Here is a 13836-nt window from a genome sequence, read left to right as displayed (position 1 = left end):
TGACTAAATCCTTATTCCAATCTTGTCATTCAAACAAAATTGTATTTTTACTTTGTGCGCATATGTATAGGTAGTTTTACGTTTGTCAGGCTGAGCGAAGTCGAAGCCCACGTAAGTAATGAAAAAAAAATCCAAATTCCAAGCTGTCAAAACAATTGGAATTTGGATTTTAAAATTTTGTAGTTTTATTGAAAGCTATTTCAAATCAAGTTTATAATCACTGAATATATAAGTGTCATTATTTTTTCCTGATAGTTTGATGCTTTTAAACTGAACCTCTTCTTCGTTTTTAACGTCATAATTATAAACGTCTACATCTTTTGTACTTGAAGCAGCTTCGTAAAACTTACCATCTTCTGTCCACCATTTCCCTTTTTCGGTAAAAGTTTCTATTTCACAATTTTCTTTAGCTGTAAACATTATCATATAAGTTCCGTCTGCAAATCTTTGTTGTATCCAATGTTTTTCGACTCCTTCTATTTGAACATCTTTTTCAAAACCTTTCCAAATACCAACTAATTTGGGATCGTTTCCTTTTTTATCGAATGAAAAACTTAAAATTAAAATTGAGATTACTGCTAAAACTGCTAATTTAAATAATGGAGATAATTTTTTCATAAATATTAGTTTGTTGGGATTTCTATTGTTTTCATATAGTCGGATAAAAAAGCAAACATAAAAGAATCCATTTGCTTATCGGCTTTAAACTCTGCTTCTTTTTTCTTTAACGATTTATTCTCTCTTCCTGTACCAGGATTCCCAACTAAAAAACTAGTATTAGACATTCCCATCCCCATTTCTCCTTGTGACTCTTTTAGTTCTTTAACTTGCTGCTTATACTCATCTGTTCGTTTATAATATCTAAAATAATCTATTTTAAATTTTTGAAACTCCGCTCCAGTAAGCTTTTTTGATTTAATATTAATACCGTTCTTTATTTCTATAAGGTCATAATTCTCATAAACTGAACTATACCCCATATGAACATACTCTAACATTTTTCCTGATGGACAAATTAATAAACCAGAATAAAAATCACATTCAAAATTAGATTTTGTTCCAAATACATCCTTATATATAGAAGTCAAAAAAAAGTCTGTTTGTCCTTTTTCATTTTGTTTGTATTCTTCTTTATAAATATTTTCAACAACCAGCTTTCCATCTAAGAATTTAAAATACGCAATATAGCCTCGCCAATTTGCACTGGAAACGCTATTTAATAAATTACGCGGAAATGGATGGGTTTCAAAATATTTATCTAAAGGATTTGATTGTATTTTTAATGTGTCCTTACCAATAATTAAATAATCTGGAACCTGAGCAGTTGCAAAAGATTTAAGCGAAAACAATAAAAAGAAGGCAAAAAACAGCTTACAAATTTTCATAAAATTCTATTAATTAGCTACTTCACTAATAAACTTAATACGCATTAAACGCAATTCGTCAATATCGTAATCGCCATCAAATTCTTTAAGGGCATCTTCTATTTTATCCGATTCTGATTCCATGAAGTAATCGTGAATTTCTTCTTGCTGATCGTCATCTAAAATATCGTCTAGCCAATATTTGATGTTTAATTTTGTTCCAGAATATACGATCTGTTCCATTTCTTTGATCAAGGCATCCATAGAAAGTCCTTTCGCGGAAGCGATATCACTTAACGGCAGTTTTCTATCAATATTCTGAATAATGTATAATTTGTTGGCAGAATTTACTCCCGTAGATTTTACTACTAAATCGTCTGGGCGAATAATATCGTTGTCCTCAACATAACGGCTGATTAAAGCCACAAATTCACTTCCGTATTTTTTAGCTTTTCCTTCACCAACACCATGAATGTTATATAATTCTTGTATGGTTATCGGATATTTTAAAGCCATATCTTCAATAGAAGGATCTTGGAAAACTACGAATGGCGGAACTCCCAATTTTTTAGCCACTTTTTTACGAAGTTCACGAAGCATTCCTGTTAAGACTTCATCTGCAGTTCCAGAAGATTTTCCTCCAGTTACAATTGTTTCGTCGTCTGCTTCAGTGTATTCATGATCTTCAGACATCATAAACGACACTGGATTTTTGATAAAATCTAAACCTTCCTGCGTAATTTTAATAACGCCATATGTCTCAATATCTTTTGACAATAGTCCAGTTACCAAAACCTGTCTTAACAATGCCATCCAATATTTTTCGTCATGATCAGATCCTGAACCAAAATAAGGTTGCGTATCGGTTTTATGTGCTTTAATAACCGCATTGATACGGCCAATTAAAGTAAAGACAATTTCTTTTGATTTGTAAATATGTTTGGTATCGCGAACAATTTCAAGCAGTTTAACGACTTGTTCTTTCGCTTCCACTTTATGTTTCGGATTACGAACGTTGTCATCCATATCGGCACCTTCGCCATTTTCGCTGTCAAATTCTTCACCAAAATAATGCAGCAAGAATTTTCTACGCGACATCGAGGTTTCGGCGTAAGCTACAACTTCCTGTAAAAGCGCAAAACCAATTTCTTGTTCGGCAACTGGTTTTCCTGACATAAATTTCTCCAGCTTTTCTACATCCTTATAAGAGTAGTAAGCCAAACAATGTCCTTCTCCTCCATCACGTCCCGCACGACCCGTTTCTTGGTAATAACTTTCTAGCGATTTTGGAATATCATGGTGAATTACAAATCGAACGTCTGGTTTATCAATTCCCATTCCGAATGCGATGGTTGCCACCACCACATCTACGTCTTCCATCAAGAACATATCCTGATGTTTGGCACGAGTTTTAGCATCCAAACCTGCATGATACGGAACAGCGCTGATTCCGTTTACTTGTAAAACTTCGGCAATCGACTCTACTTTTTTCCGGCTTAAGCAGTAAATAATTCCAGATTTGCCTTTATGCTGTTTGATAAATCGAATAATATCCGACTCAATGTTTTTTGTTTTTGTTCGAACTTCATAATACAAGTTCGGTCTGTTGAATGATGCCTTAAAAGTATTGGCATCAGCCATGTCAAGATTTTTCAGGATGTCTTCCTGAACTTTTGGGGTTGCTGTCGCGGTAAGACCAATAATTGGCACTTTCCCTAGCTGCTTAATTATGTTTCTCAGATTTCTGTACTCTGGCCTAAAGTCATGTCCCCATTCTGAGATACAGTGTGCTTCATCAATGGCAACAAAAGAAATTGGAACACTTTGTAAAAAAGCCACATATTCTTCTTTTGTCAATGATTCTGGGGCGACATACAAAAGTTTGGTCAATCCAGAAGTGATATCTTTCTTGACCTGAGCAATTTCCGTTTTAGTTAGAGAGGAATTTAATACATGTGCAATTCCATTTTCAGACGAAAGGCTTCGAATTGCGTCAACCTGATTTTTCATCAAAGCAATTAAAGGAGAAACAACTATTGCTGTTCCTTCTTGAATTAAAGCCGGTAATTGGTAACAAAGAGACTTTCCACCACCGGTCGGCATAATTACGAATGTATTGGTTTTACCTAAAATACTCGTAATGACTTGCTCCTGCAAGCCTTTAAATTGGCTAAAGCCGAAATACTTCTTTAATTCTTTATGTATTTCAATTTCATTTGAATTCATTCTCTATATTAACTGTATTTTGTATAAATTTGCAACACATAAAGATACAACTTTCTTTTATACATACAAATTTTAAATATTCTGTTTTGATCACAAAAGAAAATATATTGGCGATTGCCAAGAAAACAATACTCTCTGAAAGTGAAGCAATTACAAAACTAATTGATTTTTTGGACGAAAATTTTTACGAAGCTGTCCAACACATATACAAAACTAAAGGCCGTTTAATCGTAACTGGGATAGGAAAAAGCGCCATCATTGCGCAGAAAATGGTTGCCACTTTTAATTCAACTGGAACTCCTTCTATGTTTTTGCATGCGGCTGAAGCAATTCACGGCGATTTAGGAATGATACAAAATGATGATGTCATTATCTGTATTTCTAAAAGCGGAAACAGCCCTGAAATTAAAGTTTTGGTTCCTTTATTAAAAAGATTCGGAAACACTTTAATTGCTATCACTGGAAATGTAACTTCTTTTTTAGCAAAAGGATCAGATTATGTTTTAAACACTACCGTTACAGTAGAAGCATGCCCGATTAATCTAGCGCCAACAAACAGCACTACAGCGCAACTTGTTATGGGAGACGCTCTTGCAGTCTGTTTAATGGAAATGCGTGATTTTAAACCTGAAGATTTTGCAGTTTATCATCCAGGCGGCGCATTAGGAAAAAAACTTTTGCTTCGCGTAAAAGATATGATCGAGCATTCCTTAAAACCAAGCGTTACACCAGAAACTTCAATTAAAAAAGCAATTTTTGAAATTTCAGAAAAAAGATTAGGTGTAACTGCAGTAATTGAAGACAATAAAATTGTTGGAATTATTACGGATGGAGACATCAGAAGAATGCTTAACGACAGAGATTCTATCGCTGACTTAACAGCAAGAGATATTATGTCTAAAAACCCAAAAGTAGTTTCGTCTGAAACTATGGCGGTTGACGCATTAAATATTTTAGAAGATTTTTCCATCACACAACTTATCGTTGCAGACAATGGAGAATATAAAGGAGTTTTACATTTACATGACATTTTAAAAGAAGGAATAGTATAATGGCAAAGAAAAATCTTGGCGAGATGTCATTTTTGGATCATCTTGAAGAATTAAGATGGTTATTGGTTAGAAGCACAATTGCAATTATCATAATGGGAATTGTGACGTATTTTTTTAGTGATTATTTATTTGACGAAATAATACTGGCACCGACAAAACCTTCATTTTTTACTTATGTATGGTTTTGCGATTTATCTCATCAATTGGGATTTGCTGACAGCATTTGTATTACCGAATTGAATTTTATAATTCAGAACACAGAAATGGAAGGTCAGGTCAATATCTTTGTTTGGATGTGTCTTTTGGTCGGTTTTATTACAAGTTTCCCTTATATTCTTTATGAAGTATGGAAATTTATAAGTCCAGCGTTGTATGAGAAAGAGCGTAAAAATGCAAAGCTTTTTATTTTCTCTTCTTCAATGCTTTTCTTTTTAGGAGTAATATTCGGTTACTTTGTCGTGATTCCGATGTCGGTGAACTTCGTCGCTACTTTCTCTGTAAGTAAAATGGTAGTAAATCAGTTTACCATTGAGTCTTACATGGGAATGGTTAAAACGAGCGTTCTAGCAAGTGGATTATTCTTTGAGCTTCCGATCATCATTTATTTCTTAACTAAATTAGGACTTGTAACTCCTGAATTTTTAAGAAAATATTGGAAATATGCCGTTGTAATTATTTTAATTGTTGCAGCTATCGTAACACCTCCAGATGTTGTAAGTCAAACTATTGTTGCAATTCCAATGCTTATTATTTACGAAGTAAGTATTCTGATTTCGAAAATTGTTTATAGAAATAAATTAAAAGAAAATGTCTGATATAGTTCAAGAATTTAACGACTATCGTTCTAAAATGAACGAAAAACTGCTTGCTGACAATAACAAAATTGTAAAGCGAATTTTTAATCTTGACACCAATGCTTATGCTGAAGGCGCTCTTGATGTAAAAACAAAAGAACTTTTAGGTCTTGTTGCTTCTACCGTTTTAAGATGTGACGACTGTGTAAAATACCATTTAGAAACCAGCTATAAAGAAGGTGTTTCTAAAGAAGAAATGATGGAAGCAATGGGAATCGCAACTCTTGTTGGCGGAACAATTGTAATTCCTCATTTAAGAAGAGCTTACGAATTCTGGGAAGCTCTTGAAGAACAAGCTGGGAATTAGATAATTTGATAATTAGTCAATTAGATAATTCAACATGTTATGTTAATTGATTTAATGGATTAATTTATTTTATCTTATTTTGCCAAAGAGATAAGCAATTATCTCATTATCAAATTGACACATTATCTAATTAAACAAATGAAGCTAAGAGCCGATAATTTAATAAAAACATACAAAGGACGAAGTGTTGTAAAAGGAATTTCTGTTGAAGTAAATCAAGGAGAAATCGTGGGACTTTTGGGGCCAAATGGAGCTGGAAAAACAACGTCTTTTTACATGATTGTAGGATTGGTAAAACCAAATCAAGGAAACATTTACCTTGATGATTTGAATATTACCGATTACCCAATGTACAAACGTGCACAGCAAGGAATTGGTTATTTGGCACAAGAAGCTTCTGTTTTCAGAAAATTAAGTATCGAAGATAACATTCTAAGCGTTTTACAATTGACTAAACTTTCTAAAGAAGCGCAAATTGCTAAAATGGAAAGCTTAATTGAAGAATTCAGCTTAGAGCACATTCGCACCAACCGAGGCGATTTACTTTCGGGAGGTGAGCGTCGTCGTACAGAGATCGCGCGCGCATTGGCAACCGATCCAAAGTTTATTTTATTGGATGAGCCTTTTGCTGGAGTTGACCCTGTTGCGGTTGAGGATATTCAAAGAATTGTAGCACAATTAAAAAATAAAAATATCGGAATCTTAATTACCGACCACAACGTTCAGGAAACATTGGCGATTACCGATAAAACATACTTAATGTTTGAAGGAGGAATTCTAAAAGCAGGAATTCCAGAAGAATTGGTAGAAGACGAAATGGTTCGTCGCGTTTACCTTGGACAAAACTTTGAGCTTCGTAAGAAGAAATTGGAGTTTTAAAAAGTAAAATGTGAATGGTAAAAAGTGAAATGCTTTTTACCATTTTTTTTAAATCTAGAAGTTTCGAATGAAATCAGAAAAACCAACTCAGGAAGATTACGACAATTGGCACAAAGACCCAAAGAATTGGTATTTTTTCAACTCCATTTATTACAATCCAAAAGACGACAGATTACTTCCTCCAAAAAAGATAAAATGGATGGGATGGACAGTCAATTTTGCAAATCCTTACTCGGTTTTAATCCTTATTGCAATTCTCGCATTAATTCCGCTATCTCAACTTTTAAAATAATATTCTTAGTATCAGTTTAAAACTGAACACTAAAAATCTGAGCACTGCACACTATTCTACTGTGATAAAATGCAATTGCTCTAAATCGCCGTTATAAATATTAACATCAACACGATGTTCAATTCCTGGTAAAGAAGCTTTTTCTGTAAACTGCCAAAACAGCCAGTCGTCTTCAATTTTTTCTCTGTAGAAATTATAATTGGCGATCCAGAAAAGATAATCGCTAAATTCTTCTTTTAGAAAATCGGTATAATATCTTTCTCCCGAATAAATAATTGGGCGAACTTGATAATGTTTTTCTACTTTATTCAGCCATCGTTTCAATCCAACTTTTAAACTATCTAAAGACTGATTTTTAGGCAATTTTTCGATATCTAAAACTGGCGGCAGATCGCCTTTTTGCAACTTCACTGTTTTGATAAAAAGATCGGCTTGTTCGATAGAGTTTTCGTTTGGTCGATAATAGTGGTAAGCGCCACGCATGATTTTATTTTCTTTTGCGCCTTCCCAATTTCTCTTGAATTGCCTGTCAACACGGTCATTTCCAGCAGTAGCACGAATAAAAACAAATTGGACAGGATATTTTTCGTCCAAAATTTCAACTTCTTCCCAATCGACTTTTCCTTGAAATTCAGACACGTCGATTCCGATTACCTTTCCTTTATGATTATCGAGAACACGAATATTTCGCACATCCGAAAGGTGTTTATCAACCTCATCCTCTTCTAGAACCTTTTCTGTTTTAAAACCTAAATAATACGCAAGTCCTTTGCGATAATGATAAATTATCCCAATGAATAGAAGTCCGAAAAAAATCAATAAAAGGGAACGAAAAACTTTGCTCAAGAAAGATCTTCCAGCTGGTTTTCTTGAATATGTTTTACGATAAGTCGTTTTTCTTGCCATTCAACAAAATTACTTTTTGAGAAACAGATTATTGATAATAGACAATAGCACATAAAAAGCAATAATCAACGGAATTGCAGTGTACTGAAGCAAAATAACCATTAGTACCGAAATAATCAGAAACACAATTTGAAGTGCGTTTTCTTTAAAACTGAATTTTTTAATTTTCAAAGAAAACAGCGGAATCTCCGCATTTAAAATATAAGCACTACATAATGTTATTGCCAGTAAAACCCATTGATTGGTTAAAATCTCCAAAATCATTAAAGAATCTGAGAATGAAATAACCAAAGGAAGACTTAAAATAAACAGTGCGTTTGCTGGTGTTGGCAGTCCAATAAAAGAATCTGTCTGACGTGTATCTATATTAAAATTAGCCAAGCGATAGCAAGATCCTAAAGTGATGATAAACCCTAAAAACGGAATTGCCGGATGGGTTCCGAATTCGTGCGCGCTATTGGTAAACATGCTGTACATAACATATCCAGGAGTTACTCCGCTTGTTACCATATCTGCCAAAGAATCTAACTGCAACCCAAGCGGACTTGAAACCTTAAATAATCTGGCAAAAAAGCCATCAAAGAAATCAAAAAAGATTCCCAAGCAAACCATATAAAAAGCCATTAGATAATTATTTTCGGAAACATAAACTATTGCAACGCAACCGCAAAAAAGATTTATTAACGTAATTAGATTTGGAATGTGCTTTTTAATATTCATAGCTTTATTTTTTGATAATGGCAGAGAACAAATTTAGCATAATAACTGGATGCAAAACGAGTTTTTTGGAGAGTTTTTTATTTCTAAATAAGACTTTGGGAATATTTAACTAAAGGGACTTATTAGATGAGTAAAATATTATATTTTTGATAAAAAATTAAAAACAGGCCTCGATCTGCAAAAACATATACGTTGAAGAAATATTTAGTGTTTTTATTCTTTTGGAGTTGTACTTTTCAGTATGCACAAACCGTTCGAAAATATTCGAATGAATTTATGAATATTGGAGTCGATGCCGCTGCTCTCGGAATGGCAAGTGCCGTAACTGCTTCTACCACTGATGTAAATTCTGTTTACTGGAATCCGGCAGGTTTAACTCATCTGGAAGATCATCAGATTGCTTTAATGCACGCCAGTTATTTTGCCAATATTGCCCAATACGATTACATAGGTTACGCAAGTCCGATTGACGATAGAAGTGCTTGGGGAATTTCGATGATTCGTTTTGGAGTAGACGATATTATGGACACCACGCAATTAATCGATAGTCAAGGAAACATTGATTATAATAGAATCAGGCTGTTTTCTACTGCAGATTATGGCTTTACATTTTCTTATGCTAGAGAACTTCCAATTGAAGGATTTCAATATGGCGTTAATGCAAAAGTAATTCGAAGAGTAATTGGAAAATTTGCCAATTCTTGGGGATTTGGTTTTGATGTCGGACTTCAGTTTGAAAGAAACAACTGGAAATTCGGTTTAATGCTTCGCGATATTACCACAACTTACAACGTTTGGAATATTGATGAAGAAGAATATGCTAAAATTGCCAATGCGATTCCGGGAGAAAATAATGAGTTGCCAGAAAGTACAGAAATAACATTGCCAAAAGCACAATTGGGAGTTTCAAAAAGATTTGATTTTCATAATGAATGCAGTCTTGTAACTTCCGCAAATTTAAATATGCGTTTTGAGCAGACAAACGATATCATCTCATCAAAAGTAGTAAGTATAGACCCAGCTCTAGGGTTTGAATTTGGTTATACTGATTTGGTCTTTGTACGCGCAGGTGCAGGAAATTTCCAAAATGTAACACAATTGGACAATACTGAAAAAGTAAATTTTCAGCCTAATATTGGTTTAGGCTTTAGGCATAAAGGCATACAAATTGATTATGCTTTAACCGATTTAGGAAATCAAAGCACAGCATTGTATTCTAATATTTTTTCCCTGAAAGTAGATTTAGGTATCTTTAGATAATAATTTAAAACCATAAAACATTTAAAATTTTAAATCATGAAAACTGTCATGTTCAAAAAAGCACTTTTTACTTTATTATTCTTATCCAGTTTTATTGGTTTTAGCCAAAGTCTAGCTTTATCTAAAGATGCTAAAGTAAGTATTTTGACCTGCGGATTGGGAAATGAAACTTATTCTTATTTTGGACATACTGGAATTAGAGTTTTAGATCCTGGAAACAATTTTGATGTTGTTTACAATTATGGAACTTTTGATTTTAGAACGCCTAATTTCGTAATGAAATTTGCGAAAGGAGACTTACAATATTTTGCAACTGTGCATTCGTATACCGATTTTTTCAACGAATATACCTATGAGAAGAGAAGCATTTATGAGCAGGAATTACTGATTTCTCAAGATTTAAAGCAAAAACTTTTTGATCAATTAAACGCTGTTTTAGATTCTGAAGAGCGTTACTATACTTATAAATTCATTGATAAAAACTGCACCTCTATGGTCGTTGATGTTGTGAATAAAACTTTAGGCGGAAATGTGATTGTAAAAAAAGACGATACAGACAAAACTTATCGTTCTATTCTCTTCCCTTACTTTGACGGTCATTTCTATGATCAGTTGGGAACCAGTATTATTTTTGGAACAAAAGTCGATCAAATGGGAACAAGAATTTTTCTTCCATTTGAATTGAAAAACAGTTTAGACAAAACTACTTTTCAAAATAAACCATTGGCAGCAAAAAGCAAAACACTATTAGAGTTCACAAAAGAAACGCCAAAATCTTGGTGGAACAACATTTACACGTATCTCTTCATCTTGCTTTTTGTAATCTTTGCAAGAAACAAAACAGTTGATAAAATCTATTTTTCTATTCTATCATTAATTGGAATCTTCTTCGTTGTTATGGGGTTTTACTCTTTTCACCAAGAACTGGCGATGAATTATAATGTTCTATTATTTAGTCCGCTTTTATTGGTTTTAGTTTTGTTCTCCATTTTCAAAAACAAACTTTGGACTTATAGATTTTCGCTAATCAACTTTGTACTTTTAGTAATTTACTTTTTGTTTTTGATTAACAAAGCGCATTTCTTTATCACGTTGCCATTAATCATTACAAGCGGAGTAGTTTTGGTACGAACAGCAATCCGTAACAAAAGACCAATCCCGATAATAATCTAAAATTACTGACCTCTGTAAAACAGAACTGTCGTAATAGTTTTGAAAGTGATGCTTAAATCAAGAAAAACACTTCTGTGCTTGATATAGTACAAATCATATTGAAGTTTAATCAAACTTTCGTCGATTGATTCTCCGTATGAATAATTGACCTGTGCCCAACCTGTAAGCCCCGGTTTAATCACATGACGCGTTTCATAAAAAGGCATTACAGCAGCGATTTCTTCAACAAAAAAAGGACGTTCAGGTCTTGGCCCAATTACAGCCATATCTCCTTTTAAAATATTGATGAATTGTGGAAGTTCGTCAATTCTTGTTTTACGCATAAATTTCCCGAAGGGAGTAACTCTTTTATCATTATGAACAGCAAAAACAGCTCCATTGGTTTCTGAATTCTCTGTCATAGTTCTAAACTTATAAATTTCAAAAACCACTCCGTTTTTACCTACTCTTTCCTGCGTATAAAAAAGGCTTCCTTTATTGGCGAAGATGTTACAAATAAAAATTATCGGGGCGAAAACTAGAGAAACTAAAAGACCTAAAACAGAAAAGACGATTTCAATCAGTCGAGTAAAAAACAAATAGAGTTTGTTATTATTGCTTCTACTAAAAGGGAAAAACCTATAAAAGTCTCTTTCTATATAATGAACAGGAATTCGCTGCGTTTTGCTCTCGTAAACCTGAGTATATTCTCTAATAATATTTCCTTTTTCTAGCAAATGAAGCAACTGTTGGTACAAATCTGAAGTAATACCATCTGTTTTTTGCGATGCAATAATAATCTCCGAGACATTGTGTGTAGAAACAAAATGCTCTAGATCTTCCTTCTTTATTTCTTTCACATAATGAAAATCTAAATTTTCTTCTGCAATAGAGTCGAAGTTTACAAAACCAATAATTTTATAATGCGGATCTACATTTTCAAGTCCCAAAACTAATCGTTCGACTTCACTTTGACCACAAATCAAAACCACATTTTGCGAAAACCGATGAGAAGCTAGAAAATAACAGTAAAATAATCGCCATGCTAAAAGTGTAATTAATATTGTAAAGTAGAATATTAATATAATTAACCTTTGTTTTGGAAGGACAGGGGAAAGTATTGGCGTGAATAAATAAGCTAAAACAGTGGCTGTAGCAGTAAAAACAACATTCTGCAGAATCTGAAGATGATTGCTTGCAACTTGCAAATTATAAATTTCAAATATTACTCCAAAAATATAAAGATAGCTTATAAGCAAAAGAATGCTTAACGAGCTGTGCACATCAAAATCAAAATAATGATAGTCGAATATGGAGCTTAATAAGTATAAAGCAGATAAAATAAAAACAGCATCGAAAGAAAGAAGCAATATTTTCCTCTCCGAAATTTCGAAATGCATTTTCTTTTTTGATGACATCACTGTAGGTTTAAATTTGATTATTGGGCAGAGCAAATGTATCGCAAAAAAATATAACTAATCTGTTAATTTTCTGTTTCTTCGGGAATTTTTATTTGGACAGAAAGGAGGCACAATGCGTATACAAAGGCTGGGGCTGCCGTTCGCATTGCAGCATGATTTATTGTCAAGAGCCAGAAAGCGAAAAAAGATAAAAAATACAAATGCTGTTTATTATTGATGTACAAAATAAATGGAGTAATAAATAAAATTAAGAAAGCTATAATACCAAATAATCCATGTTCACTAAGCATTCTTGTAACTTCATTATGAGATGCCGCATCTTCTCCATTAAATTCCATTCTTCTTGATTTTCCCATACCTGCCCCAACACCTAACACTGGTTCATTTAAAAAAAGCTTAACTTCAGATTCCATAATTTCGTCCCTACCTCCTAAACGATCTTTTTTAGCTCTTCCTCCTGCATCTTCATTTGCATATCTTTTACTAATGAGTCCTCTAGTCTGGAGTGAACTATAGGTCCATATTCCAAAACTCATTAGTGCTGTTAAAATAAAAATTAACATCAGTCTTTCTTTTCCTTTAGCGTTAGAAAAATAATATATAAGAAAAAGAAAACAAATTATCATTCCAATAGCTGTAATAACCCCTCCTCTTGAAAAAGTAACAATTGCTCTATAGCTGATAAAAATAAACAAACCTGCATTTATTAATTGTTCCATTTTTGATTTAGAGAACAAAACTAATTGGGTAAAGAAAACAAACATTCCTAATCCCAATATGGTCGATACTTGATTAGGCCCAAATCCTCCTGAAGCCTCAAAACTTGATTGGGTTCCTGTTATTACATCTTTTATATTAGGGGCATATACAAATAAATATACTGTTGTTGTAACAATTGGAAATCCCATAGCCAATAATATCTTTCGAAGATCGTCAAATAATACTTTTCTTTTGTACATATAAATAGAACAAATAGCTAAACATAATGGCCCAGATAAATTGAAAACTAAAACCTTTTTTAAGTCTATCGAAATATCAGCTTCACTTACTGTAACCAAAACTCCTGGAAGCAACAACATTAGAAAAAGTATATAAATTATAGCATTTAAAGCAAAATTACTATAAAGCATTCCCAACAGCATAAAAATAATAACTGTAAATTTCACGTATTCATTATTAAAATTTCCACCTGTCATTCTAAAAAAAACCTCCGCACCAACCAAATATGCAGCTACTAGGAGCGCCTCATTATTTGCATTTTTATTTTTATAAACTATCGCAAAACCAATCAAAGGGACTAATATGGCGTAGATTTTAGATAAAAACGGGACAACATAAATAGCAAATGCAACTACAGCGTGAATTAGTAAAAGATAATAATATGATAATTTGGTTGTCTTCAT

At 33.1% G+C, this 13836-nt stretch carries 14 protein-coding genes; 7 read left to right on the top strand and 7 right to left on the bottom strand.

The window, feature by feature from the left end; translation table 11 throughout:
- Positions 1 to 195: 195 nt before the first annotated feature.
- The 3 genes from AC3E9W_RS12155 to recQ are packed head-to-tail and all read right to left on the bottom strand — an operon-like array spanning position 196 to position 3590.
- The gene (locus AC3E9W_RS12155) at positions 196 to 618 is read right to left on the bottom strand and encodes a hypothetical protein (protein WP_488768543.1); all 423 of its coding nucleotides are present in this window, start codon (positions 616 to 618) and stop codon (positions 196 to 198) included.
- Positions 619 to 623: 5 nt separating this feature from the next.
- On the bottom strand, positions 624 to 1385 hold the full coding sequence (locus AC3E9W_RS12150) for a hypothetical protein (RefSeq protein ID WP_488768542.1): 762 nt from the start codon (positions 1383 to 1385) through the stop codon (positions 624 to 626).
- 9 nt (positions 1386 to 1394) lie between these two features.
- Positions 1395 to 3590: a DNA helicase RecQ gene (gene recQ, locus AC3E9W_RS12145; RefSeq protein ID WP_306157966.1), complete on the bottom strand. Its 2196-nt coding sequence runs from the start codon at positions 3588 to 3590 to the stop codon at positions 1395 to 1397.
- Positions 3591 to 3676: 86 nt separating this feature from the next.
- On the opposite strand from recQ, the gene AC3E9W_RS12140 reads away from it, so the two are divergent.
- The 5 genes from AC3E9W_RS12140 (at position 3677) to AC3E9W_RS12120 (ending at position 6974) form a co-directional block, all read left to right on the top strand.
- Complete coding sequence (locus tag AC3E9W_RS12140) at positions 3677 to 4642, top strand: KpsF/GutQ family sugar-phosphate isomerase (protein WP_456895693.1); 966 nt, start codon at positions 3677 to 3679, stop codon at positions 4640 to 4642.
- Entirely contained in the window at positions 4642 to 5457 is an 816-nt protein-coding gene (tatC, locus tag AC3E9W_RS12135) for a twin-arginine translocase subunit TatC (protein ID WP_306157970.1), read from the top strand. Before AC3E9W_RS12140 ends, tatC begins: the two co-directional genes overlap by 1 nt.
- The gene (locus tag AC3E9W_RS12130; RefSeq protein ID WP_306157973.1) at positions 5450 to 5803 is read left to right on the top strand and encodes a carboxymuconolactone decarboxylase family protein; all 354 of its coding nucleotides are present in this window, start codon (positions 5450 to 5452) and stop codon (positions 5801 to 5803) included. Before tatC ends, AC3E9W_RS12130 begins: the two co-directional genes overlap by 8 nt.
- 138 nt (positions 5804 to 5941) lie before the next feature.
- Positions 5942 to 6682: an LPS export ABC transporter ATP-binding protein gene (gene lptB / locus AC3E9W_RS12125; protein WP_031455966.1), complete on the top strand. Its 741-nt coding sequence runs from the start codon at positions 5942 to 5944 to the stop codon at positions 6680 to 6682.
- Positions 6683 to 6749: 67 nt separating this feature from the next.
- Positions 6750 to 6974 (top strand): DUF5808 domain-containing protein, encoded by a 225-nt coding sequence (locus AC3E9W_RS12120; RefSeq protein WP_488768541.1) that lies wholly within the window; start codon positions 6750 to 6752, stop codon positions 6972 to 6974.
- 51 nt (positions 6975 to 7025) lie between these two features.
- Here AC3E9W_RS12120 and AC3E9W_RS12115 read toward each other — a convergent pair whose 3' ends face one another.
- Positions 7026 to 7880, bottom strand: a complete 855-nt coding sequence (locus AC3E9W_RS12115) for a glycoside hydrolase family 25 protein (RefSeq protein ID WP_488768540.1) — start codon at positions 7878 to 7880, stop codon at positions 7026 to 7028.
- 9 nt (positions 7881 to 7889) lie between these two features.
- Positions 7890 to 8600 carry a CDP-alcohol phosphatidyltransferase family protein gene (locus AC3E9W_RS12110; protein ID WP_488768539.1) on the bottom strand — a complete coding sequence of 237 codons (711 nt, stop codon included), beginning with the start codon at positions 8598 to 8600 and terminating at the stop codon, positions 7890 to 7892.
- A gap of 192 nt (positions 8601 to 8792) precedes the next feature.
- Between AC3E9W_RS12110 and AC3E9W_RS12105 the strand changes: the two genes are divergently transcribed.
- On the top strand, positions 8793 to 9860 hold the full coding sequence (locus tag AC3E9W_RS12105) for a putative type IX sorting system protein PorV2 (protein WP_488768538.1): 1068 nt from the start codon (positions 8793 to 8795) through the stop codon (positions 9858 to 9860).
- A 36-nt stretch (positions 9861 to 9896) separates the two neighbouring features.
- A complete protein-coding gene (locus AC3E9W_RS12100) occupies positions 9897 to 11033 on the top strand; it encodes a lipoprotein N-acyltransferase Lnb domain-containing protein (protein ID WP_488768537.1) in 1137 nt (378 codons plus the stop codon).
- 2 nt (positions 11034 to 11035) lie between these two features.
- Here the strand turns inward: AC3E9W_RS12100 and AC3E9W_RS12095 are convergent, their stop codons facing one another.
- On the bottom strand, positions 11036 to 12430 hold the full coding sequence (locus AC3E9W_RS12095; RefSeq protein WP_488768536.1) for a sugar transferase: 1395 nt from the start codon (positions 12428 to 12430) through the stop codon (positions 11036 to 11038).
- A gap of 65 nt (positions 12431 to 12495) precedes the next feature.
- On the bottom strand, positions 12496 to 13836 hold the full coding sequence (locus AC3E9W_RS12090; RefSeq protein ID WP_488768535.1) for an O-antigen ligase family protein: 1341 nt from the start codon (positions 13834 to 13836) through the stop codon (positions 12496 to 12498).

This window comes from Flavobacterium sp. 38, from assembly GCF_057799715.1.
The sequence above is the reverse complement of the archived record's forward strand: the minus strand, read 5'-3'. Positions and strand labels throughout refer to the sequence as shown.